General features: G+C 34.3%; 24 protein-coding genes and 1 pseudogene. 19 read left to right on the top strand and 6 right to left on the bottom strand.

Annotated features, from left to right (window positions below; all coding sequences use genetic code 11):
* Positions 1–401 (top strand): annotated as a pseudogene (locus tag ACWF5P_RS12625) (hypothetical protein); the annotation flags it as partial.
* Between the two features lie 419 nt (positions 402–820).
* Here ACWF5P_RS12625 and ACWF5P_RS12620 read toward each other — a convergent pair.
* Positions 821–1,438 carry a TetR/AcrR family transcriptional regulator C-terminal domain-containing protein gene (locus ACWF5P_RS12620; protein ID WP_434167225.1) on the bottom strand — a complete coding sequence of 206 codons (618 nt, stop codon included), beginning with the start codon at positions 1,436–1,438 and terminating at the stop codon, positions 821–823.
* Positions 1,439–1,612: 174 nt separating this feature from the next.
* Here ACWF5P_RS12620 and ACWF5P_RS12615 point away from each other — a divergent pair, with 174 nt between their 5' ends.
* Positions 1,613–2,803 carry a YhgE/Pip domain-containing protein gene (locus ACWF5P_RS12615; RefSeq protein WP_452444926.1) on the top strand — a complete coding sequence of 397 codons (1,191 nt, stop codon included), beginning with the start codon at positions 1,613–1,615 and terminating at the stop codon, positions 2,801–2,803.
* A gap of 210 nt (positions 2,804–3,013) precedes the next feature.
* The gene (locus ACWF5P_RS12610) at positions 3,014–3,370 is read left to right on the top strand and encodes a VOC family protein (protein WP_260358911.1); all 357 of its coding nucleotides are present in this window, start codon (positions 3,014–3,016) and stop codon (positions 3,368–3,370) included.
* A gap of 391 nt (positions 3,371–3,761) precedes the next feature.
* On the opposite strand, the gene ACWF5P_RS12605 is transcribed toward ACWF5P_RS12610, so the two are convergent.
* The gene (locus ACWF5P_RS12605; protein WP_452444925.1) at positions 3,762–5,219 is read right to left on the bottom strand and encodes a S8 family serine peptidase; all 1,458 of its coding nucleotides are present in this window, start codon (positions 5,217–5,219) and stop codon (positions 3,762–3,764) included.
* A 446-nt stretch (positions 5,220–5,665) separates the two neighbouring features.
* Here ACWF5P_RS12605 and ACWF5P_RS12600 point away from each other — a divergent pair, with 446 nt between their 5' ends.
* Positions 5,666–5,899, top strand: a complete 234-nt coding sequence (locus ACWF5P_RS12600; protein ID WP_452444924.1) for a hypothetical protein — start codon at positions 5,666–5,668, stop codon at positions 5,897–5,899.
* A 965-nt stretch (positions 5,900–6,864) separates the two neighbouring features.
* Complete coding sequence (locus ACWF5P_RS12595; RefSeq protein ID WP_434167220.1) at positions 6,865–7,014, top strand: hypothetical protein; 150 nt, start codon at positions 6,865–6,867, stop codon at positions 7,012–7,014.
* Between the two features lie 34 nt (positions 7,015–7,048).
* On the opposite strand, the gene ACWF5P_RS12590 is transcribed toward ACWF5P_RS12595, so the two are convergent.
* Positions 7,049–7,312, bottom strand: coding sequence for a hypothetical protein (locus tag ACWF5P_RS12590; RefSeq protein WP_452444923.1), 264 nt, complete (start codon positions 7,310–7,312; stop codon positions 7,049–7,051).
* 986 nt (positions 7,313–8,298) lie between these two features.
* Here ACWF5P_RS12590 and ACWF5P_RS12585 point away from each other — a divergent pair.
* From ACWF5P_RS12585 to ACWF5P_RS12540, 10 genes are all read left to right on the top strand, one after another.
* Positions 8,299–8,760, top strand: a complete 462-nt coding sequence (locus ACWF5P_RS12585; protein ID WP_434167218.1) for a GNAT family N-acetyltransferase — start codon at positions 8,299–8,301, stop codon at positions 8,758–8,760.
* 673 nt (positions 8,761–9,433) lie between these two features.
* Positions 9,434–9,943, top strand: a complete 510-nt coding sequence (locus ACWF5P_RS12580; protein WP_452444922.1) for an ankyrin repeat domain-containing protein — start codon at positions 9,434–9,436, stop codon at positions 9,941–9,943.
* Between the two features lie 105 nt (positions 9,944–10,048).
* Positions 10,049–10,501 carry a tetratricopeptide repeat protein gene (locus ACWF5P_RS12575; RefSeq protein ID WP_101226091.1) on the top strand — a complete coding sequence of 151 codons (453 nt, stop codon included), beginning with the start codon at positions 10,049–10,051 and terminating at the stop codon, positions 10,499–10,501.
* A gap of 155 nt (positions 10,502–10,656) precedes the next feature.
* Positions 10,657–11,091: a hypothetical protein gene (locus ACWF5P_RS12570; RefSeq protein ID WP_452444921.1), complete on the top strand. Its 435-nt coding sequence runs from the start codon at positions 10,657–10,659 to the stop codon at positions 11,089–11,091.
* Between the two features lie 221 nt (positions 11,092–11,312).
* Positions 11,313–11,837 (top strand): DUF2199 domain-containing protein, encoded by a 525-nt coding sequence (locus ACWF5P_RS12565; RefSeq protein WP_230178943.1) that lies wholly within the window; start codon positions 11,313–11,315, stop codon positions 11,835–11,837.
* A 170-nt stretch (positions 11,838–12,007) separates the two neighbouring features.
* Positions 12,008–12,475, top strand: a complete 468-nt coding sequence (locus ACWF5P_RS12560) for a DinB family protein (protein ID WP_452444920.1) — start codon at positions 12,008–12,010, stop codon at positions 12,473–12,475.
* Between the two features lie 164 nt (positions 12,476–12,639).
* Positions 12,640–13,047: a GNAT family N-acetyltransferase gene (locus ACWF5P_RS12555; RefSeq protein WP_214922467.1), complete on the top strand. Its 408-nt coding sequence runs from the start codon at positions 12,640–12,642 to the stop codon at positions 13,045–13,047.
* Between the two features lie 91 nt (positions 13,048–13,138).
* Entirely contained in the window at positions 13,139–13,333 is a 195-nt protein-coding gene (locus ACWF5P_RS12550) for an NUDIX domain-containing protein (RefSeq protein WP_452444919.1), read from the top strand.
* A gap of 341 nt (positions 13,334–13,674) precedes the next feature.
* Positions 13,675–14,184, top strand: coding sequence for an N-acetyltransferase family protein (locus ACWF5P_RS12545; protein WP_452444918.1), 510 nt, complete (start codon positions 13,675–13,677; stop codon positions 14,182–14,184).
* A gap of 160 nt (positions 14,185–14,344) precedes the next feature.
* Positions 14,345–15,184, top strand: a complete 840-nt coding sequence (locus tag ACWF5P_RS12540) for an aminoglycoside 6-adenylyltransferase (RefSeq protein ID WP_452444917.1) — start codon at positions 14,345–14,347, stop codon at positions 15,182–15,184.
* A gap of 665 nt (positions 15,185–15,849) precedes the next feature.
* On the opposite strand, the gene ACWF5P_RS12535 is transcribed toward ACWF5P_RS12540, so the two are convergent.
* Positions 15,850–17,235: a cytochrome P450 gene (locus ACWF5P_RS12535; RefSeq protein WP_434167212.1), complete on the bottom strand. Its 1,386-nt coding sequence runs from the start codon at positions 17,233–17,235 to the stop codon at positions 15,850–15,852.
* 441 nt (positions 17,236–17,676) lie between these two features.
* Here ACWF5P_RS12535 and ACWF5P_RS12530 point away from each other — a divergent pair, with 441 nt between their 5' ends.
* Positions 17,677–19,473, top strand: a complete 1,797-nt coding sequence (locus ACWF5P_RS12530; RefSeq protein WP_452444916.1) for a M3 family oligoendopeptidase — start codon at positions 17,677–17,679, stop codon at positions 19,471–19,473.
* A 277-nt stretch (positions 19,474–19,750) separates the two neighbouring features.
* Here ACWF5P_RS12530 and ACWF5P_RS12525 read toward each other — a convergent pair whose 3' ends face one another.
* Positions 19,751–20,209, bottom strand: a complete 459-nt coding sequence (locus tag ACWF5P_RS12525) for a hypothetical protein (protein WP_452444915.1) — start codon at positions 20,207–20,209, stop codon at positions 19,751–19,753.
* A 305-nt stretch (positions 20,210–20,514) separates the two neighbouring features.
* Between ACWF5P_RS12525 and ACWF5P_RS12520 the strand changes: the two genes are divergently transcribed.
* Positions 20,515–21,000: an HIT family protein gene (locus ACWF5P_RS12520; RefSeq protein ID WP_134783723.1), complete on the top strand. Its 486-nt coding sequence runs from the start codon at positions 20,515–20,517 to the stop codon at positions 20,998–21,000.
* A gap of 175 nt (positions 21,001–21,175) precedes the next feature.
* Here ACWF5P_RS12520 and ACWF5P_RS12515 read toward each other — a convergent pair whose 3' ends face one another.
* Positions 21,176–22,027, bottom strand: coding sequence for a LysR family transcriptional regulator (locus tag ACWF5P_RS12515; protein WP_452444914.1), 852 nt, complete (start codon positions 22,025–22,027; stop codon positions 21,176–21,178).
* Between the two features lie 267 nt (positions 22,028–22,294).
* Here ACWF5P_RS12515 and ACWF5P_RS12510 point away from each other — a divergent pair, with 267 nt between their 5' ends.
* Positions 22,295–23,470, top strand: a complete 1,176-nt coding sequence (locus ACWF5P_RS12510) for an MFS transporter (RefSeq protein WP_452444913.1) — start codon at positions 22,295–22,297, stop codon at positions 23,468–23,470.
* 30 nt (positions 23,471–23,500) lie between these two features.
* On the top strand, positions 23,501–24,148 hold the full coding sequence (locus tag ACWF5P_RS12505; RefSeq protein WP_452444912.1) for a DsbA family oxidoreductase: 648 nt from the start codon (positions 23,501–23,503) through the stop codon (positions 24,146–24,148).
* Positions 24,149–24,494 lie beyond the last annotated feature (346 nt).

Genomic DNA, 24,494 nt, shown 5'->3' with positions numbered 1-24,494 from the left:
GAGCAACTCCTCAATTATTTTTTGCAGAAGTGGCTGGTCCAATCGCTCTCACATCTACTGGAACCGAAACGACAGTGGTTACAATGAATGTACCAACTACTGTTGGCCAGACCATTAAAGTGGACTATGCAGTATCAATTGATGTGATCACGACGGCCAACTCAAATTTCACTTTTCAAGTTAGGCTATATCGTAATGGGGTTTTAATCGATACACGTTCCGTTCAAAGAAGTGTAAGTGCTGCAGGTACATCAAGATTTCCTGTTGCATCTACTAATGTAAATACTGCTGCTGTCACTGGAACTACAACATATGAAATTAGAATCGCTTATACAGTAGCAACAAATGTAACCTCCTCAAGTGCTATAAATGTCGATATTAACGCAATACGCTTTCCATAATGAAAGTAACTCTATATCACCAGCCAGCCATATTCCTTTTAAGAAGGGTATGGCCTTTTTTATAAGGTCATATACTTTTTGAATGTACTGTATTTGGATTGAGTACAATGGTATAAGAAAGGGCGTTAAAATGAAGGTTTTATAGGTTGGTATTTTCTGATTACGATTTTAGCTACAATGTATTGGAAAGGACTTGGTTGGTAGTTTTTAATGATTTGTGCAATTGTATTGTTTTTTGGTGACGGCTTGATAAGAAGATTATTTAAAAAATAACTATTATTTTTTAAACTAACAGTGCCATACAGTAGATAGGAGCTTTTTTATTGTTCACTATCTGGGCAGGTTAGTTGCATAATCATATTAATAATAAAGGGACAGTACCTATTTTTCATAGTATTGTCCCTTTATCCCTGTGTGTTTTATTTTTTCAAACCAGCTGCAAAGAAGGGACCATTAACTGTAATGGTTGATAGGATACGAGCCATTTCTTGAGGGGATTCTTTCCTGCCACTATCCAACCATTGTTGAATTACTCCTATATGTGCAGATGCAACGTAAGAAGCAAAATATTGTCCTGGTACAAGTAAATTTTCCTCCTTAATAAGTGCATTTGGATTATTTCCAAGAAATGTTTTCCACATAAAGTCTTTCAATCTTGTTTGAAAAGATAAATCGCCTTTTGGACCTAACACAGCCTTCATAAAACCACTATTCTCATTAAGATACTCAAATATTAAAACTGAAAGGGAAAATGTTGTTGCAGTCGGTGAGTTGGTTTCAAGTGCGGCAATAACACCTGGGAAGTTCTGTTTTACAAGTCTGGACATTTCAAGCATGATTTCTTCTTCGCATTTCGTCATTAAATCAAATTTGTCTTGGTAGTGGGCGTAAAATGTACCCCTATTAATTTTTGCTCTAGTTGTTATGTCTTTAACCGTAATTGCTTCGAACCCTTTTTCATCTATCAATTCAACTAGTGCATCTCGGATGGATTCTTTTGTTCGAATGACCCGTAAATCCGTATTACTATCTCGCAAGCGACTTCCTCCTTAATTTTAATCAACACATTTATAAAAGGTGTTCCGTAACCAACACATGAGCCATTTTTGATTATTGAAACAGAACTAGTCCCCAATTATAATTTGAATGTAGTAAATAAAACAACAGGTTGTTCTTTATTATAATATAATCCCAAATAAGGAGAGTAAAATATGTTCAAAAATAAATTGGTATTGGTTTCACCGATCATCGCATTGGCAGTTATTTTTATTTTTTCACTTACATTATTTCCATCTGTTCAATCACAACCGAAAAATCTTCCGATTGCAATCGTAAATGAGGATGAAGGAGTGGAAATTCCTAATCAACCAGAAATGAATATGGGTAAAACCATCGTTGAAACAATGGATAAAAATACAACAACAAATGAAGACCCTGTTGTAAAGTGGGTTGAAGTAAAAACAGCAGAGGAAGCACAAATTGGAATGGATGAACAAAAATATTATGCAGCATTGGTCATTCCGAAAGACTTCAGTGCTAATCAGGCATCATTAAGGACAACAGCACCTTCTGCAACTGAAGTACAAATATTTATTAATCAGGGTATGAATACGGCTGCTTCAACGATGGCAGGACAGTTCTTGAATGGAGTAGTGGATAACATGAACAACACTGTCCGAAAACAACTACTTGATGGTTTTGAAAAACAAGGAGCAACTTTGACTGCAAAACAGGCAGCAAGCCTTGCAGTTCCAATCGCTAAGAAAGTCACAAATGTCAATGAAATCGGCACGAATAGTGCGAATGGAAATGCTCCTGTTTCCTTATTCCAGCCATTATGGATGGCTAGTTTGGCAAGTGCTGCGATAATCTTTATTTCCATTAGCAAAATGCCGATTCGCACTAGAAAAGAAAACCTTGTCACAAAGATGGGGCAAATTTTTATGGGTGCCGTTGTAGCTCTGGTAATTGGATTTGGCTTAACCTGGATAGCAGATGGTATGGTTGGTTTAAATATCCCGAATTTCATGGATACGGCTTTATTTTTATCAATAACATCCTTTAGCTTTTTTCTAATGATATTAGCTGTACTTTCACTATTGGGGCTTAAAGGTATGCCTATTTTTATCTTACTGCTTTTCTTCGGTGCACCTTTACTGGCAATGGCACCTGAAATGATGTCTCCATTTTATCGGGATTGGATTTATTCTTGGTTGCCAATGCGATTTATGGTAGAAGGGCTTCGTGGATTATTCTTCTTTGGGGAAGGCTTAACATGGAGTACGCCTGTTTCTGTTCTTGTTTGGATTGGATTAGTAAGCATGATTGTGATAATGAGTACTGCTTTAAAACGCAATAGAGTGAAGGAAGTAGTATTCGATTCTGAAATATATATAAAGTAATTGCAGGGATACAAAGCTGGTCAAATTGTTTTCATATTTACCAAAAGAGTCGTTTCTCTTATAGGGAAAACGACTCTTTTTATTGAGTAAGTGAAAAAATGTACGTAAACTAACGGGGCAGTATAGTTGAAGAAGGAACTTAAATTTAAATCTCGAATATCTAATGTAATCGGATAGCTAAAATTTGAAGACAGACAGGAGTTAGATACGATGATAAAAGGTTTTGGAGGAATATTTTGGAGAACTAAGAATCTTGAAGTTATAAAAAAATGGTACAGTGAAGTGTTGAAGATTGAAATAGACAATTGGAATGGGACTGTGATAAAACCCCAATTAGGGAATGAGACTATCTTTTCTTTCTTTACCGAGAATGACAGTTATTTTCCAACAGAACAACAAGTGATGTTAAATTTCCAAGTACATAATCTTAACGAGACTATTAAGCATCTTGAACATATTGGTGTACCACTTGCAAAGAAAAAAGAGATTAGTGAATTTGGAAAGTTTATTTGGATTGAAGATCCTGAAGGTCGACTGGTCGAGCTTTGGGAGAATAACGAGTTGTAATTCATTTGCTATTGAGCTAACGGGTGCGTTAGCTGAAGATCAGAGCTGTCTTTAAGGCAGCTTTTTCTTATGCAACTATCGGGGTCAGTATAAGTCCATAACACAAATTGGAGAATGTTTTTTTACTTGGACTAGAAATTGTAATTAAGCGATAAAACAAAAAAATCCCAACAATTAAGTTGGGAATGAATTTTAACTGGTGAGTTGTGATATTTAGAATATGGCTTCACGCATTTTATGTGTTTCTGTTTTTTATATTTCGGGCAAATAGTTTCTTTGTTGAGCAAAGAAACCTTATTTTATATACATCTCCAATTACTGTTCGTGTTGCAGATTCTGATCAAGAATCTTCCTTGTACTTTTAATATTTCATCTTATTTTGAAACATAAGCTACTTCTTTATATTTTCTAATGCTCTATAAGCATTTGCTTCTCCTGAACCAAATAAAGCATCTTGTCCTTTCTTTCCATAGTCAACAGCTGTTTGCTTAATGCGCGCTGTTACTTGGGCAGGTTTATAATCCGGATGAGCTGCCTTAATAACTCCTGCAATTCCAGCTACTTGAGGAGTAGCCATGGAAGTACCAGCATTAAACTCATATGAAGTACCTAAATAGGTAGGCCAAGTACTTAGGATTAAGTTACTTGGATCAGCCGCCGCAGGATCATTGGTTTCTGCATATTCAGGCCCATAATCTCCTCCGGGAGCTGCCACGTCAATAGCACTGTTTCCATAATTAGAGTAGAAAGCAAGCTGTTGAGTGGACCATTTTGTGGAGGCAGACACATTAATGACTCCTGGCATTTGTGCTGGTACCACAGTTGCAGGACCTTTCACGCTCATTCCATATGGTCCATACAATTTGTTTAAAAATTCGTTAACTTCCTTCTTGTCATCTAAATTTAAACTTTCATTACCACTACCGGCTACTACAGTTACTCCATTCTTTACTGCATATTGAATTGCTCTCTTCCATAGTAACGTTTCAGCGACTGATTTATAACTTTCTCCCTCAATTGTCATTTTGTTATTATTATAGAAACGAAGAGACATATTAATAACATCTACCTTGTCATTTGTTGCTGCAATTATTCCATCTATAATCCAAGTTGGTAATCCAAGGGCTTGCTCAGAGTATAATACGCGATAGGATCTGATTCCTAAATCTGGTCCTACACCCTTTACTTTACCATTTGCTCCAATGATACCGGCAACGTGAGTACCATGCCCATTTCGATCTTTTATATCAGTAGGATCACCTGTTTCAGATTCATCCATTCCAGCAGGAACAAGATTACGTCCACCTATTATATTATTCTTTAAATCAGGATGAGACTCATCAATTCCAGTATCAATCACTCCCACCACTGCTTTATGAGTAATACTGCCATCGTTATTTTTATATCCGCCTGTTTCTAAATCATATGATTTCCCGTCGTTGGTCACCCTTTGAATATCCCATTGGGAGTCCCAATAGCTCTCTGAATTTTGCTGGCTGATGATACTAGATCCATAGTTATAAGGGCTGACTGCAGATTTGTTTAAGGTTAGGGGAATTTCTCTGTTAGCAGCTTCTATTGAAGAATTACCTTTTAGGTTTTTAAGAAAAGAAGGCTCGTCAGATTGAGCTTCTATTCCTCCAACTTCGGGAAGAACTTTGGTTACTTTACCACCAGCTTTCCGTATTACCTCTTGATAATTCTCTGGTAATCCACTTTTAAAAGCTATTGCGTATGTGTCATTCATCTCCTGATTTTGACTCTTAGCTTGGGCAGGATCGCCGCCAACGGATAGTATCCCTGCTCCTACTGCAATCGAAAGTACCGTATGTAGAATTTTCTTTTTCATATGTCTCCTCCTATATAATGGAAAATGTTAATCATATACTATCTTAATATACAACAACTTAAATTCCAAGTTTTCCTAATAAATCTATTATTGAAATTGGCAGCTCTTTTTCTTATGGGACTATCGGGGCAGGTTATTTGGATTACCTGCCAAAGAATAGGGGTGGTTTGTATTATGGCAATAGCAAAGAAAAGATTCTTCATTAGTTATATAGTGGGTTTCATACTCATATATATTGCAAACTCTGGTCTACAATACTTCAGGGGGCAAACGATAAATTGGTTAGGGAATTTAGCATACGCATTCTGTTTCGTAGTATTTCATTCACTTTTAAGTTGGTTATGGGGAGATTTTTATAAGAAAAAAGCCACTATGTGATGGGGATTTTTGGTTATTTTAATTTTTATCCTCAGTTCATATTTGATAAAGGGCAGGAGGACACAAAATTGAAAAAGTTCTTATTATCATTATTAGTTGGAGTAATAATAGGAGGAATAATTTGTTGCGTTTTTATGGATTATGAAACTTCCAACTATGTAATTCAAGATTTTAATGGTCAGGAAGAGAAGGAAATTAAAGAGTGGGACTTTATGTATATCACACAAGCTGGTTTCATAATTTTAGCCATCACTCTATTATTTTATTTCTCTTGGGGGCGTAATGGCAAAACGGATGGATAAAGATCAAAAAATGTAAATATTTATATTTTTCAGTATGATTCACCAACTCCCGCTGGACTAACTGCAATTGTAATTGAGTCTGAAGAATTAACTCCTTCTAATATTATGCCAATTAAAGAAATAAATAAAAAAATCTTGTTGAACTAACGTATTCTTTACTTCAATGCTAAGAGCTGATTAGCAGCTATTTTTCTTATGGAACTAAAGTGGCAGGTTAGTTCAAGAAGGTATTATTTTAGTGTATAGTTATTCCAATGAAGAATGAGTACAAAATCAATCAGTATTATTTAATAATTGCTGCTAGGTGTAAAAAATGGGAGTGACTCTATATTAAAAATAATCCAATGTTACTTCTTTTTTCTTTTCTATTTATTGTCATTTTTGGATTTTGGTTAAGAAAAAGGATTCTTTCATTCGATTTTAAAAATAAAAGTAAATTGTTCTTCATATTGGGTAACTTTGAGTTAATTGGTGGAGTTCTTATTGGTGTAGGATTACTATTTATTGTGATTTTTCTCTAAGGTGTTAATTCAAAAAAGGGTGCGTTAACTGAAGATCGGATCTGTCTTTTAGGCAGCTTTTTGTTATGGAACTAAAGGGGCAGTCATCGAGAACGTAATGGTTATTAGCATTAAGAACCATTTAAAAGATGGAGTAGACTTAGATTGTTTTAATATTTTAAACCTTATTTACCGAACAATTGGACCTTTGGAAGAGAGCTGAACAAACAAGAAATAGAATTATTGAGGCTTATGCAGAGTGTCAAGGCATTTTATTTTGATTATAGCAATGAAATGAATACCATTTGGCGATCAATTATTTTACTAAGTTTTTAATGTTTTTACTGATATATATGCAAAGTTAGCAGTACACTAATAAAGTAATAAGGTTTACTTCAGTAAAATAAGGTATATTATATTTGTTGAATAGATTTTCTTTAAAGACAAGCAAAGTAGGTGAACAAAGTGGGAAAATATCAATTGGATACCAAAGGTAAGGTAGCTGTGACAAAGTTTCATGAAAAACAGACGCCTGCCAAATTTGATAAAAAGCAGCATCTTGAAAAAATACGTGCGGAGTATTTGAGAAAGAAGCAAAAACAAACAGATAAATAATATGAATTGAAAACATAGGAAGACTAAAATCTCCCTATGTTTTTTTTATTCGAAGTTCTTTTTTCAATTGATGATAGAGTTTATTATTCCCATAAATTTCAGATTCGGTGACAAAAAACTCGTCATCAGATATCCATTCCTCACTAAAAATTTCAGTAGCAGAATCAATAGACCAGCCGTTATTTTGGATACACCAGTAATCTCCAGCAGAAATTTTTAAAACATATGGATACTCACTTGGCTTAGGTAGCTGAATAAAAAGATAAGTCTCGATCTTTTCAGCAAGATACTTTCTCAACACCCCACACTCAAAGGAAGTCAGGGAATACCAATGCGCTGAATTTCCTTCTAATAACTTAAAGATAAACCAATGAGTAAACCTATAAAAAACCTACTATATCAACGTTTATAGGTTAAAAGGTTTACAGGTTTACGCAATTCTTTATATAAAAAAATAGATAGATGATGAGTTAGAGTTAGCCTTAGACAAAATTAGCTTATCAATCATCATTAGAAAGTTTGAAAATCGCTTAGAATGGTTTTCTGAACACACAAAGCTGATTAATAAGCATAGATGGAATGTAGCAAGCTACCAGCGATTAGCTTAATAGCTTTTATTGCTAGTAGTATTCTTACCACAGCAAAACATTTCTGATATCTCCAATAAAAAATAAAGCAACGCATTCCAATATAGAAACGGCTGCTTTAATTCATACTTTCAATTTTACGCTTGACGAGTTTTTTATAAAGATGGTTACGGTTTTGGTTACGTTTCTAAATGGTTGTAAATCAATTCTAGTCAATTGCGATAGTTAAGAAACATTGTATTCATCGTATGAACTAATATAGAATAATTTAAAATAATTGAAAAAATATACCTAAATTACATAAACTGCAATCTATTAAATTGTTGATATATCAATGTTTCTAACGTATTTTTTGATGAATTTATAAACTTAGTTACGTTTTTGATTGCGTTTTTCCCAATTTTCTGTATATGGTGCAAACAAACACAAGAAAATAGGTAAGTTATTCATCGTTCAAATATATACAGGCTATTACTTCAAACCTCTTACTTATACTACTAACGCATGCTTAACCTCTTTATGGGGCTGGAAACAGATCCATTTTCTAATGGAACTAAAGGGGCAGGATAGTTGAATAAGAATATATTAAAAAACTGAAAACCATTCTAATGAAAAGAATGGTTTTTGTATTTATCCCTTATGATATATGTTATTATTTGGAATATTATATCATTTATCAATAGGGATGTGAATATTGGTGGTAGTCAGTATCAAAAAGACCAAATTGAATGAAGTCGAAGATTTATTAGCTATACAAAAAGAAGTTTTTGCAGAAGATTATGCCTTATATGAAGACCACGATTCAACCCCTGTAAATGAAACGGAAGCAAAATTAATCGAAAACATTGAGCGTTTTTTTCATTACACTATCTTGTCGGGCAATGCTATTATTGGAGCAATAGATATTCGCCCTTTGGATGAAAACCGATTAAGATTAAGTAAATTATTCTTAAGAAATGAATTTCAAAATAAAGGACTTGGAAGTAAGATAATCAAGTTAATGGAGTCCGAATTTCCGTTTATAAAAAATTGGAGCTTATATACTCCTTATTTAAACAAAAGAAATCACCATTTTTATGAAAAGCTAGGTTATATAAAAATAGGTGAAGTACAAGTTACTGAAAAACTGCAGTTATTTAAATATGAAAAAAAATTATAAGAATATATATGTTTTTCTTCTCTTCTATAAGAGCTGTCTTTAAGGCAGCTTTTTCTTATGCAACTATAGGGGCAGTTTAATTCATTAAGATGATATAATAAAATTACAGTTATTAAATGTAAGTACCTTGTTCCACTAACAGTTGCAAGAGTTGAAGAATATATGAGTTAATTTAACATTATCACTTTAGGAATTATAATTGAGGTGTAAGAGTAAATGGAATTATATCCTAAACGAACTGAAAAATATAAAAGGAAACAGCCTCCAGGCATGTTGTTTTTTTTTGGAAGTGTTTATCTATTAACTGAATTACTTCCTATCCATTATAGGAACATATGGACAGCATTGGGTGTATCCTTGGGTATATCTCTTATTATTATTACTCTTTCTGTGGTTATTGATAGAATAAAGGGCTGGTATTATACAAAGTGGATTGTGTTTATTCTTATTTTTATATTGGGTGTAGGTTTATATATCTTCAATGACATAAATGGGAATTGAAATACCACTATTCTAATTTAACTAACGGGTGCTTTAGGTTAGGATCGGAGCTGTCTTAAAAAGGCAGTTTTTTTCTTTATGCAACTATCGGGGCAGGATTGTTGAATAACTGCAAACACCCTAGAGGCTACATTAATGATGGTTAAAATTAATTAATTTAAGGGGAAGACCTATGAAAAGAAGAATTAGAAATAAACTTAAAAAGAGGAATAGAGAAGAATTAGTCAGAGCCATTTACGAAGGTCATTTTGGAAAAGTGAAACGGTTAATACAAAATGATTCAGATGCAAATAACAAAGATGAGGATGGGTGGGCTCCACTCCATTGGGCAACACAAGAATGCCAAAAAGAGATTATTCTATTCCTTTTATCTATGGGAGCTAACATCAATACCAGGGATAATTACGGTTTTTCCCCTTTGTATCAAGCAGCCTCTGAAGATCGTATAGAACTAGTGGAATTTTTGTTAAATAACGGTGCCAAAATTGATATTAGGTCTAGCGATGGAACTACTCCATTGATTATAGCTAGCTGCTACGGGAATTTAGAAACAGTAAAGTATTTAGTGGAAAAAGGTGCAGACATCAACGTTAAAGAAGATGAAGGAAATACAGCTCTCTCATTTGCTGAGCGATATGGAAACGAACAGGTAGCGTTATTTCTAAGAGAACAAGGCTCATAATGAATTACTTGAATTTACAAATATACAACAAACGGAGACTTTTCTTAATGAACTAACGGGTGCTTTTACTTCAATAAAGGAGATTTAATTTAGGGGGAAAAATACTTGATAGCATTACTATTACTTCTAATTTATATCGTATATAGAATTTATAAATCCAAAAGACCTTTAACAAAGTTTGGACATTTCTATGACAAAGCTTTTTATCTTGAAGAAAAAAAGGAATATGAAAAAGCCCTTGATCTAAGAAAACAAGCATTAGAATTAGATACACTTACTAATCTGGAACGTGCTGAATTAAATTTAGCTAATGCCAGAATGTATTTAAGGTTAGAACAATGTAAAAAGGCAACTGATTACTTTGATATATCATTTGAACTAGCAAAAGAAGAAAAGTTTCCGTACTCTAAAGGGTTTGACGAGGTAGTTGAAGCTTATTTGCAGGCAAATCGCAAAAAAGATGCCATTGAATTAGTAAACAAGATGTTAGAAAGACAAAGCTACGATAAGAAATTCAAAAAATTACAATCCATAAAAGAAAAACTAAAATCAGTTTAAAAGACTACCATATTCATTCCTGATTCAAATAGGGAGGAGCTAAGGCAGCCTTTTTCTTATGGAACTAAAGGGTTAGTTAAAGAAGTCTAATAAATAAAAGGCATAATTCCTTTTTATTTTATGTATAGCAGAGGTATGTTAGAGGTGGTGGTTAAATGAAGGAAGATTACCCACGACAAGGATTAAGAATAAGATGTGAACAAGGCGTCTATCCAGAAGTCAGAAGGGCTTGTCTAGAATTTGCAAAGTGGTTAAGGATAGAATTTGAATTTCCCATTCGAGTTGTTGTATATCTAAAAAAAGATTATCAAATTAAAAGCAGGTTCGATAAAGAATTAGTATCGGGTACATTTTTTGGTCCTTTTGACAAAAGTGAAGAACCATATATAAGAATAGCTACTGGTGACTATTTAGAATTATTGGCGGAGAATGGGCGAGATAATGCACTTGCAGCTATTCTTGGTACTATTGCCCACGAGCTGGGACATTATTATCAATGGATTGATGACCTTGAACTTGATGAAGAAGGGGCAGAAAATAATAGTGAATATATGATTGATTTGTATGCTGAGACTAGAGACCATCCGTAAAAGATTTAAGCACTGTGTTATTAAGCAACGGGTGCTTTACTTCAATAAGGGAGTTGCTTTGCAGCTCTTTTTTCTTATGGAACTAAAGGGGCAGCATAGTTCAATAAGAATTCTATGTTATTCAACCAACGTATCACGCAAAATTATCAAACTTAGCATTATCTTTTTGGGTTAATATTGAAATAAGATAAGGCTATTGTTTTATATATGGGGGATGTAAAATGAGCAATTATAAAGTTGGTTATCAATGTAAAAGTTGTGGAAACTATCACGATGAACTTCCCTTGAGTTATGGAAGTCCTGTTCCTGATTACTATGAAGAAGTACCATTCGAAGAACAAGAAAAACGAATTGAGATGAATGAAGATGTGTGTATTATTGATGATGAATATTTCTTTATTCGTGGCTATATTGAACTTCCAGTAATAGATGGGGAAGGTCCTTTTATTTGGGATGTTTGGGTTTCATTAAGTGAAACGAATTTTGATAAAATGATGGAGTATTGGGAAGTTGAAGGCAGAGAAAAGGATTTGAAACCAATGTTTGGTTGGCTGCAAACTTCTATTCCTTGTTATCCTGAAACATTAAACTTAAAAACAATGGTTCACACTCGTCCAATAGGTTTACGTCCTTCTATAGAATTAGAACCAACACAACACCCGTTATCCTTAGAGCAAAGAGAAGGACTTGGATTTAAAAGAATAAAGCAGATAGCAGAAGATTTGTGTAATGTAGAAGAAAAATAATAACTCTGCTTAATGAACTATCGGGTGTGTTAGCTGAAGGTCGGAGCTGTCTTTAAGGCAGCAACTAAAGGGGCAGGATAGTTGACTAAGGATTAAGCTAAAACGAAATATGAATTTATATTCTTATTTATTAGAAGTAAAGGAGGATAAGATGAATACATAATGTAAGAGTGCATTGCATCAAATGTGCATTGCATCAAATTAAAGTCGCTGTAACGACAATTGTTGAGATGATAGAAAAGTTAGCAGAAAATGACTTGCAAAAAAGACCTACACCCAATAAGCATTCCATAGGAGAGCTGTTAGAACACATTGCTATTATTTGTGAAGCTGATTCGCTTATTTCAGATGGGGTATCTCAAGACACGATGAATAAATTTTATTCAAATGTTTCATATAAGAGTCTAAGTGAGATGAAAGAAGCATTGATAAAAACTCATCAATTTTTAGAAGATAAATTTATGAATTTTACAGAAGTTGAACTTCAAGAGGAAATTACTTCTTACTGGGGTGTTACATACTCACGATATGAATGGTTGTTAGAGATCGTAGCTCACGTTTATCATCACAGAGGCCAATTACACTCTATGCTTGTTCATTGTTATGGGATAGACCCAAAAGTTACATTATTTGAATAGAACTTTACTAATGAACTAACGGGTGCGTTAGCTTTAGATCAGAGCTGTCTTTAAGGCGGCTTTTTCTTTACGGAACTAACGGGGGAGGATTGCGGATGTGAAAATCATACAAATTATGTGTTGAGATTAAGCTGTAAGATATAAAAATCCAGGGAGGTGCTTAAATGGAAAAACCTATACATTATACAATAGAACCACCTGAAAATTTTAAGCAATTACTAACCTTATATGAATCTTTAGGATGGAATTCACTTAAATTAACAGTTAATGATTTGAAACAAATGTGCACTCAAAGCTGGTATGCAATTTATGCTTTTGATAAACAACAGTTAGTGGGTATGGGACGTGTTATTTCAGATGGTGTGATTACTGGAGTGGTATGTGGAGTGTGTGTACTACCGAGCTACCAGTCCAAAGGAATCGGCAAAGAAATTGTGAATCGAATGATTGAACATTGTGAGCAAAATCGAGTAATTCCTCAACTTATGTGTGTAGAAAGTTTGGAATCATATTATGAAACTTTTGGATTTGAGAAGTTTACCATTGGTATGACTAAGAATATAAATCGATAAGTTTAATTTGTTGTCTAATTAAAGGGTACTTTACTTCAATAAGGAAGGTTGCTGAGGCAGCCTTTTTCTTATGGCACTAACGGGGCAGTTAATGAATAAGTGGAATTTTCCTAGTGGACGAATTGAGTCTGGTGAAGACATTCTCTATGCAGCCCGAAGGGAAGTAAAAGAGGAAACAGGGTTTGATGTGGAACTTACTAGCACTACTGGTATTTATAACCTTATCAGTAGTGCTGGTAATCAAGTTGTTCTTTTTCATTTTACTGGAGAAGTTACTGGAGGATGATTAGATATTAAAGAAGATGAAATTATAGACTGTAAATGGGTAAATATGTCTGACCTCGTGAACTTTGATAATGAAGAACTTCGTGATGCAGGTGTTATAAAACAAATAGGAAATGGTCTAGTTAATAAAAGTTTCCATTCAGTAAATATCTTTAATCAACAATAAGGTAAATAGATATCCTTGGTGAACTACATGTGCGTTAGCTGAAGATCAGAGCTGTCTTTAGGGCAGTTTTTTCTTTCTACAACTATCGGGGCAGGTTAGTTCCATAAGGAAACATTTCAAAATTATATATTTGCGAAATTACAAATGTTAAAATATAGAAAAACAGGGGTGGTTTAATGAGGATAAGAAAAGCTGTGTTAACCGATGTCAAAGGGATAGCTAAAGTACACGTTGATAGTTGGAAAACCACATATGCAAATATCATTCCAGACGAATACTTAAATAATTTGGTTTATGAAGGACGAGAGCAATTATGGAAAGGGAACATTCTTAATAGCGATGTATTTGTAGCAGAAAACGAGGAAGGGAAAATTGTTGGCTTTTCTTCTGGTGGTAAAGAAAGATCTGGTAAATACCCTGATTACACTGGTGAATTATATGCTATTTATATTTTAAAAGAGTATCAAGGAAATGGGTTAGGGAAATTATTGGTTAAACCAATAATAGAAGAACTCCAACAAAAAAAAATTTTTTCAATGATAGTTTTAGTGCTTGAAGATAATAGTTCTCGTCTTTTTTATGAGACTCTTGGGGGTAAAAAAATAGACACCATTGAGGTTAACATTTCTGGGAAGAAACTCAATGAAATTGTATATGGATGGGATAATATTAGAACACTACTTTAAACTAAGATATTTAGATATTAGACTAAAAGGTAATTAGGGCTGATGATGATGTTGCCCTTCTCTTATGGAGCCAAAGGCAGGCTAGTTTAACAAGGAATTTCCCCCTATATGTAGAATATAAGTAACTTTAAAGGATTTTTTAAAGGAGATGGTTTTGTGAGTGGGATTTGTAAGTAAACATTTAGAAAGAGATGAATCTTTACCAAAACATCGTGGTGTTATTTTGAAGAACGCATTAAAAGATATAAAAACAGATTCAAATGTGCTGGCTATTTATCTTGGTGGCTCATTAGCAAAAGGATACATTGATAATTATTCAGATGTCGATTTACACACTATTGTGACTTCTGAAAAGAAATCATATTTTATCAAAGATAAAAAGAATAGAGCAAAAAATTGGGGAGAAGTTTTATTTTACGAAGACTTTAATCCTTCTTCACCCGTTGTTGTTACTCATTATGATTGCTTTGTTAAAGTTGATAGCTGGTATCATTCACCTAACGAAATTGTACCTTCTATCTGGTTAAAAGGACTTAAAGTTCTTTATGACCCAACTAATATTATTAGTAATGTAATAAAGGAATCATCAAATCTGGTCTATAAACCTTCATCGGAAGAAGTTGAGTTTTGTAGAGGAAAGCTTCTTGCTTTCATACACGAAACTTACCGAGCTGTTATGAGGGATGAAATATATTATGCTCTATCTAATTTCGATAGAATACGTTGGCTGATGGTATCTGGTTGGTATATGGAAATAGAAGAACATTTAGATAGCTCTTATGGAATTTGGTCAAAACTTGAGGGCAAGAGAAGTAAATTAAATCAATGGCAATTATCTCTTCTGCAAAGTTGGGATTGTTGTCGTAATTCCAATGAAATAATGAATAAGATGGTAAGTATATTACCAGAATTCCTTAGACTTAATAAGTATCTTAGTAAGAAAGTTGAAATAGAAGCAAATGAGGACCATATCAAAAAAGTAATTGAAATGGCTTACTAATTAATTTTCATTAGGTAAATTACCCAGTTAGTATGAGAGCACTTTTCTTAATGAACTAACGGGTGCGTTAGTTGAATTACAGGGCGAAAACTGGCTTCTTAATATAAGGGAAGTTGTAAGAGGGTATGGTGATGTTGCTGCAATTTTTTTACAAATCAAGATAACCAATAATTAACAATAATAGTAAGCTTAATTTTGTTATATACATCATTTTTCAAGGGATGGTGCAAGGGATACTTAAACGAATAATAACTAAGTACGAACACGAAGGTCTGACCCCGGAGGATATTGTGCATTTAAATACTATAAAAGGACAAAATCCTTATGGGATGCTAACTCTATTATTAGGTCTAGCATCCTTTATTTTGGGCCACAGTATATAATTATTCCTATCGTATCTTTGTTATTGGGTTTTATTACTTACCGGACCTTTGATTCTGAAACAGAGAAAAATCCTTCCAAAGGGTTTTGGAGGGGTATTTGGCATGGCCAAAAATAGTATATCATAAGGGAAATGAAAATTTCAGAGAAAGATATTGACATCCTATTAGCTGGTTTACTTCAAAAGCTAGGGTTGATGCTGCAGTCTTTTTTATGGAACTAAAGGGGGGATCTACCTTAGGTGTAGAGTGACAATTTTGTTCATTAATACAACTTATATTCATTTAAATTTCAGAAGCTTCTGGTTGGAAACCTCCTATATTTCTATCTTCGACTACCATGCGCAATCCACGCTTCGGTCTGAGTGTAATAGACGGAAGTGGCTTTACTTCATGATGGTCAGGCGCCAGCCTTATCCGATATCGTTGAGCAATGCATGCTAGGACAAGCACAGCTTCCATCACTGCAAAATGATTACCGATACAAACTCTCGGACCTCCGCCAAATGGAAAGTAAGCGAACGGAGGTAGGGTTTTCATAAAGTTGTTTTCAAATCGCTCAGGTTTAAAGGAATCTGGATTATCAAAATACTCAGGCTTGTGGTGCATCACATACTGACTCAACAGGATCATATCGCCTTTTTTAAAAAGATACCCTCCAATTAGCACATCCTCCGCCACTTCCCGTTGTATGATATAGGCAGGCGGGTATATGCGCATTGATTCATAGATAACATTTTGTGTGAATGTTAATTTCATAAAATCGCCAGTTGTTAGATTACGGTTGCCGATTACGCTATCTATTTCATTGAAAAGTTTAGTTTCCACATCAGGGTGTTGGGAAAGCAAGTATAAGGTCCAGGAAAGCACATTTGCTGTTGTTTCGTGACCGGCAAGGAAAATGGTCATTAACTCATCACGTAACTGCTTGTCTGTCATAGCTAAGCCATCCTCATCATCTCGAGCATCCATTAGAATCCCAAGCATATCCTCATGTCTCTCTGCCTCTGTTCTACGTTTTTCAATAAAGCTATAAATCACCTTATCAAGTCTCTGTTTCGCAATTTTATATTCACGGTTGTTTTTAGTTGGAACCCATAGTGGCATTTGAAGTGTTCGCATTCTTTTAACGGCAATTCTCATGAAGGCTTCTATAGGATCCCCGAGCATGCCATATCCTTCTTTGAGGTTCATGCTGAACATGGTCTTGCTGATAATACCCAGTGCAAGGCTCATCATATCCTCCGTAATAATCCTTTCTTCTCTGTTTTTCCAAGTGGAAATATAGTCCATTGTTATATCAATCATATCCTGACCATAATTGCTAATATGAGACTTTTTGAAAGAGGGTTGAATAAGCCTTCTTTGGCGCATGTGAATTTCTTTTTCACTTGTAAGAAGGCCTTCTCCGAGTACTGGTTTTAAAGCAGAGAAGTCCTTTGATTTCAAGAAGGATTTTTGTTTTGTTACAAGTACCTGCTTAATTAAATCTGAATTTGAAATAAGGTAAACATTATGGAAAGGTCCAAAACGAATTTTAGCAACTTCTCCATATTCTTTTGCTAAACGGGTAAGAAAGCCAAGTGTATCTGAAATAAACTCCTTTGAATGGCCAGTAATTAATTTTCCTTTTGGGCCTGGAGAATCATTTGAAAAATTTGTGTCACTCATTGGTTTGTTTCCTCCATTTCGGTATAATTACTTGTATTCATTCTATGAGGAAAGTATTGATTGGTTTGGACAAGTTGTTAATAAGAAGACTAACAAATACAATATTTTTTTAAAAAGATAGTTAATCAATTTGAATGAAATTATAAGTGTGTATAAAGGAATACTATTAATAAACGAAATCAAAGAGATTATGAAATTGTAAAGGCACCCATCCCTGGTTGTCACTTTCTTTTACTAATGAAAGCAGGTATGTATGGAACTACCTTACAAAAGTTATTATCTTGTTGAACTAACAAATATGGGGTTGGAAACAGCTCCATTTTCTTATGCAACTAACGGGGCAGGTTAGTTCATTAACACCCATAATATTACAGATTATGTTATGATGAGAATGTATGTTCGTCGAAGGGTCATAGTCTTAAATTTTTAGGGGGTAAACAAATGAAGGAAAGAAAGTATCTTCAAGTATGGAGCTTGGATGAAGTGTTTCAGGATGGAAATCAATCATCTCAATTTCGTGAAAATTTAAAACACTTGGAAATCAAAGTTTCTAAATTTGAAGAAAAATTGATGTTTTTTCATACTCCAAAAGAATTAAATGAATCATTAAAAGTTGTAGAAATTATTGAATTCATAATAGACATTCGAATGAACCTATCACAATCCAATTCTTTTATAACCTGTCTTCTTGCACAAAACCCAAAGGATCAAAATGCTACAACACTACGAGGAAAAACAACTTCTATAAATGCTCGTTTTGAGTCTGCTTTTAAAAAAGTACAAAAAGTACTTGTAAACACAAATCAACGTTTGTGGGAAGGGATACTAGATACTGAGGATTTAAATAACTATAAGTTCATATTTAATGAATGGCGTAAAAAGGCTGAGATGCATCTTTCAGATGAAGAAGAAAGTATAGTTTCAGATCTGATGGTAGATGGTTATCATGCTTGGGGGCAGTTTTATAATTCACTTGTTAGTAGTATTAGAGTTAATGTTCAAATCGACGGAGAAAAAAATGAATTATCTGTTGGTCAAGCGATAAATTTACGTTCACACCCTGATGAAGAGGTTCGCAAAGAGTCTCATAGGGCTTTGGAAGATAAATGGAACGAGCAAGAAGAACTATTTGCCAAAATACTGAATCATATCGCAGGTTTCCGATTACAAGTGTACAAAAAAAGAGGATTAGAAAATATACTAAAAGTTCCTTTGATTGAAAACCGAATCAAAGAGGAAACACTGAATGCAATGTGGAAAGCCGTGAGTAAATACAAAAAACCTTTTACAAATTACCTAAATCAAAAAGCAAAAATGAATGGCGATGAAAAAATGCATACGTATAACTTTTGGGCTCCTGTTACAAAAGGTAAACAAAAGATAAAATATGAAGATGCTGTGGATTTTATTTTGGAGCATTTTAGTCAATTTGGAACCGAAATAGAAAGTTTTTCTCGGCAGGCATTTGATAAAGGTTGGATAGAGGCTGCAGATCGTCCAAATAAATCGACTGTTGCGTTTTGTGCGGGGTTCCCACTTTCAGGAGAATCAAGAGTTTTTATGACATATGGTGGTACAATTACCAATGTTTTAACCTTAGCACATGAATTAGGTCATGCATTTCATAACCATGCGATGAAACCGGTTAATGGATTGAATAAACAATATCCATTGAGTATTGCAGAAACTGCGTCAACATTTTCCGAAATGATCATCTTAGATGCTGCAATGGAAAAAGCTGAATCCACTAAAGAAAAATTGTTTTTACTTGATGAAAAATTAAAACGTAGTGTGATGAATTTCATGAATATACATTCTAGGTTCTTGTTTGAAAAGAAATTTTACGAGGAACGTAAAGAGGGTATTGTTTCATCATCACGTTTAAATGAACTAATGCAAGAAGCAATAGATGTAGGATATGAAGGTTCTCTTGATAATGTTTCTATCCATTCGTGGGTTTGGACACCACATTATTATATGACCAAATCCCCATTTTACAACTTCCCATATACATTCGGGTACTTATTTTCTTTAAGTATTTATGCAAAGGCAAAGGAAAAAGGAAAAGAATTTGAAAAAGATTATTTAGATTTGCTTCGTGATTCAGGAAGTATGTCAACAGAAGATTTAGTAATGAAGCATTTAGGGGAAGATATTACATCAGAAGCCTTTTGGGAAAAAGGAATTGAATTATGCGTTAAAGATGTCGAAGAATTTATTACCTTAACATCTTCTTAAGTTAACGGGTGCTTTACTTCAAAATAAATAAGGTTGCTGAGGCAACCTGATCCTTAATGAACTAACGGGTGCGTTAGTTCATTAAGGAACACAAAAATAATCAAACTTTGTTTTAAAAGCTAAATAAGACGGTCTTTAAAAGTACCGTCTTATTTTAAATTCTTGTTTCACTTTTCTAAACTTCTTTGTAATTGTTGATTTAAGCTCTACATAAGTAATATTTATACGAGTAATAGATACTTTTTGTCATAAAAATTATTTACCATACTCTCTAATCTTACTTTAGCTGTTCGAGTACAACAACTTTGTCCCATTCTTTGTTTTTATAATCGGATTCTTCCCAACCCACGCGGTAAATGCTACCAAAGTCTGGCTTGAATCCCCTGGTAGTAAATACCTTTTTATCAAAAGTAATGTCTTCGCCCTCGCCTCGCGAATTCTCCCCAAGGAGTTTACCATTGTCGATATCACTGATTTCAAATGTCTCAGAAATGATATTCTCTTCACCCTCATTAGCAATCAGTTTTTCTCTACCCATATATACTTCAGATGTTTGCTCGTCCAGGTGTACTATTGGCATTTCCTTAATTTTTGAGAGACGGTTTATTTCTGCGATAATCTTTTCATTTTGCTTTTCATCTTGCCTTTCGTCAGCATTGTAAAAACCGATTGCGTATCCCCCACTTAATCCTACTAACGTTCCTGAGATTGTGAATGCTAATACTGTCTTCTTCATATGCATTTCCACCTTTTCTATTGCTCTTATCTACTTACTTATTAATAATAACATGCAAATTATTTACCATACTCCCCAATCCTAGGCATTTTACTAGCTGAAGCCCACTTTTCAGTAGATTTTGATTCACTGGTGTTGCTCTGTAATAAAGTTTGATAATTTACATTAAATATTTTGGATATTAATGTTAAAAAAATAGAGATTGTGAAAGAATGTACTTAAACTAAAGGGGCAGGATAGCTCAACAAGGGTTTGTTTATTTTTATATTTTTAAGAGAGATAATATTTTGTTTTTGGAGGGAATTATGAGGGAAATTACTTTGTCTAATGGAAAAACAGTTGAAGTCGAATGTTTAAGTTGTGCTTTAACAAGTGGGGAAATAGAGCCGGATGGTGGTGTAATAGTCGAAACTGAATATTTTCATGCTCACCAAGACGTTGCATATCCCATTAAAGGTTTAGTAATTTTAGCCTCTAAACGCCATATTAAGTGCTTTGACGAGTTAAATGACTTAGAAAAGGTTGATTACATAAACTTGCTATCTAAGATTAGAAAAGCTCAAAGGGAAGTATTAGGGATTGAACATGTTTATTACTTTTATAATGAAGATACTACTCACCATTTTCATACTTGGATGGTTCCTCGATATGAATGGATGTACGATTTTGGACGATCTGTGGAATCTGTTAGACCAGTTTTGCTCCATGCAAGAAACAAATTGAATAATGATGAAAATGTAAAAAGTGTAATTGATGGAATTAAGGCTTTAAAAAAAGAACTATACACTTAATCCTTCCTTGTCCCACTAACAGTTGCTTTGGCAGCTCTTTTTCTTATGGCACTAACGGGGGAGTTTAGTTTAAGAAGAAACAGTTCTAATAAAAGAGAGAAATGAGTACCTATATGGTCGCATTTCTCTCTTTTTACTTCCTTTATTACTTAGTGGATTCTTCCTTGCAGAACTGTTATACCCAACTTTTTGCATTGGCTCTTATTAAAGTAATCATGCTAATGATCGATGGAGATAGCCATTTGTCTTTATGGTATGCAAGGAATGTAGAAATGGCAGGATGTTCTGATGCTACTTCTTCTCCATTTAGTTTATTGTTCTCTAATTCCTCCTTCACTGAAAAATATGGTACCAATGAAATCCCTAAGCCACTTCTGACACATTGCTTAATCGCTTCAATACTTTGGAAATCTAAACTTTCTTTAACATCCATTTGTTTATAATTTATATAGTGGTCAAAAACAGATTTATAACTACATGATCTTTCCGTATATAATATTGTTCTTGTGTTTTCTTGCTCTAGTGGGCTTATCAATACCATTCTTTCTCTTTTTAGAATTTCACAGGAAAGTTCAGGAAGAGACCAATCTTCTTTTTCTAATATAAGAGCTAAATCAATGTCACCGTTTTGAAGACTTGAAGCTATATGATAATTTTCTATCGATTTAAGTGAAAGGTTAACTTTTGGATAAGCTTTTTTATACTCTAGAAGAATTGAAGGAATTCTACCAATAGTAAGTGATTCCGATATACCAATAGTAAGATCACCTGTGGGTTCTTCATTCGTATTTAATGCTTGGGAATAAAGGTCGATGATCTGTACAGCATAAGGAAGAAAATGGTGTCCATATTGGGTTAACACGACCTTTTTTCCTAGCCGATCAAATAAAGGCTTTCCTACCTCCTCTTCTAATTCTTTAATATGCGTTGTCACTGATGATTGGGCATAACCAAGATGTTCAGCAGCTTTTTTAAATCCTCCTTTCTCCACAATTGTTTTAAGAGTTATTAGATGACGAAGTTCCATAAATAATTACATCCTCCATTAAGTATCGATTTTGGTGAACTATATGTTCGTTTATTTCAATTTTACTAAATTTAATACTTATACTACAATACAAATGTGACAGGGGATACCTGTTAAATTATTGCAATGAGGTGAGGACATGTCTTAATCCAGTGAATGATAATTACAATAGGATTAACACAGTATAACAATTATCTAATTAAATATGATTTGATCATGAGTTAATAATCATTCATTTAACCAATATAAAATTAAAGGAGATTTAAAATGGAAAAAACTAAATCACAATCATTTCCATTGTTAGGCTTACTAGCATTAGCAATGGCAGGATTTATAGCGATCATGACAGAAACACTTCCTGCAGGTTTACTACCGCAAATAACAGAAGGGCTAAATATTTCGGAAGCTTTAGCGGGCCAGTTAGTTACCTTATATGGTGTTGGTTCTTTAGTCGCTGCAGTTCCAGTTGCGTTAGCCACACAGAGCTGGCGGCGCCGTCCTCTTTTACTCTTAACGATTCTCGTCTTTTTAATTTTTAATACGGTTACGGCAATATCTACAAATTTTGTCTTAACACTTGTGTCTCGCTTTTTTGCTGGAGTAGCTGCTGGTGTAGTGTGGGGTATGATAGCAGGATATGCTATGCGCATGGTACCAGAAAAATTCAAAGGACGTGCAATGGCAGTGGCTTTGGCGGGTACTCCTATCGCTTTATCAATCGGTGTACCTGCTGGTACATTCCTAGGAGCAATGATGGGATGGCGTTTGGTATTTGGAATTATGTCGATTTTATCGCTTATGTTAATAGGATGGATACTTTGGAAAGTGCCAGATTTCCCAGGTCAGGCATCTGGAAAACGTACTTCAATAGGTAAATTATTTGGCACACCAGGCGTCATACCAATTCTGTTTGTTATTTTAGCTTGGATGTTAGCACACAATATCCTTTACACTTATGTAGCCCCTTTTCTTGCTAACGTTGGGCTCGGGAATTATGTTGAGATTGTATTACTTGTTTTTGGTTTGACAGCTCTCATAGGTATATGGATAGTAGGAGCATTCATTGACCGACAGCTTCGACTTATGGTTCTAGTCAGTCTAATTGTATTTGCTGTAGCATCCCTTTTACTAGTGATTAACAGCGCAAATGTAATTATTGTATTCCTATCAGTTGGATTGTGGGGAGTATCATTTGGTGGAGCAGGAACTCTACTTCAAACAGCACTTGCTCACGCAGCTGGAGAGGAAGCCGTGGACATTGCAATTCCTATCAGTGCTACATTCTGGAATCTTGCGATTGCAGGTGGTGGCGTAGTTGGAGGAATTCTACTTAATATGATGGGAGCCGATTCTATACCATGGACATTATTGATTATCATCTTGATTGCTTTAGTGGTTTCTTGGGGAGCAAAAAAACATGGTTTTATAAAAAGTAGAGGGTAATTTAAACATAGATGTGGGGAGGAATATAACATGACAGTAAAAATAAAGGTTTATTCAGATTATGTATGTCCATTTTGTTTCTTAGCAGAAAAACCACTAGAAGAAGCCATCAAAGGAAAAGATGTGGAAGTAGAATGGATGCCTTTTGAGTTGAGACCCTTTCCAAGTGAAACATTAAGGCCTGAGGGTGATTATTTACAAAGGTCATGGAAACAATCGGTATATCCGATGGCTGAGCAAATGGAAATCCCTATCATTCTTCCAAATGTTTCACCACAGCCACACACGCATTTGGCATTCGAAGGATTTCAATATGCTAAGGAAAAAGGGAAGGGGAATGAATATAACGATCGTATACTTCGGGCCTTTTTCCAAGAAGAACAAAATATTGGAGAAGTTGATGTACTAACAAAACTGGCTGGAGAAGTTGGAATTAATGAGGCAGAATATCGGACAGCACTTGAGAAAAGAACCTACCGAGAAAAACACCAAAAAGCCTTGGAACATGCTATTAAAGAAGTAGGTATCACTGCAGTTCCGACACTTATTATTGGGGATAATGTAGTCGCAGGTATTCGCTCAAAGGAAGTACTAGAACAACTCATTAATGAAGAAATAAACAAACAAAAACTTAATTTAATGACAGAAGGAATGGCTTGCGGTATAGAAAGGTGTTAAATACACCCTGAGGGTAGAGAATAGTTTGTTTTAGTAACTTGATATTAAATTTAATAATCATAAAAATGTTGTCATTAATAAATAAAATAATCAATACAAGTGATTAAAAAGAGCACTTCAGACAGCTAGACATACGACAATATTGATGTTATCTGAATTGTTAAGGGTTGCTGCGGCAACCCTTTTTTTATGATGATAGTAAAGAATGTGAATTGAAGTACTTAAACTAACGGGTGCGTTAGCTGAAGATTGGAGCTGTCTTTAAGGCAGCTCCTTTTCTTATGGAACTATCGGGGCAGAATTCTTTAATAAATAGTGAGTGCTTTTTATTGAAGAGAATCGCAAG

It is taken from the genome of Peribacillus sp. NPDC055009 (genome assembly GCF_053608705.1).
Note: the sequence above shows the minus strand (reverse complement) of the source record. Positions and strands in the feature narration are given on the sequence as shown.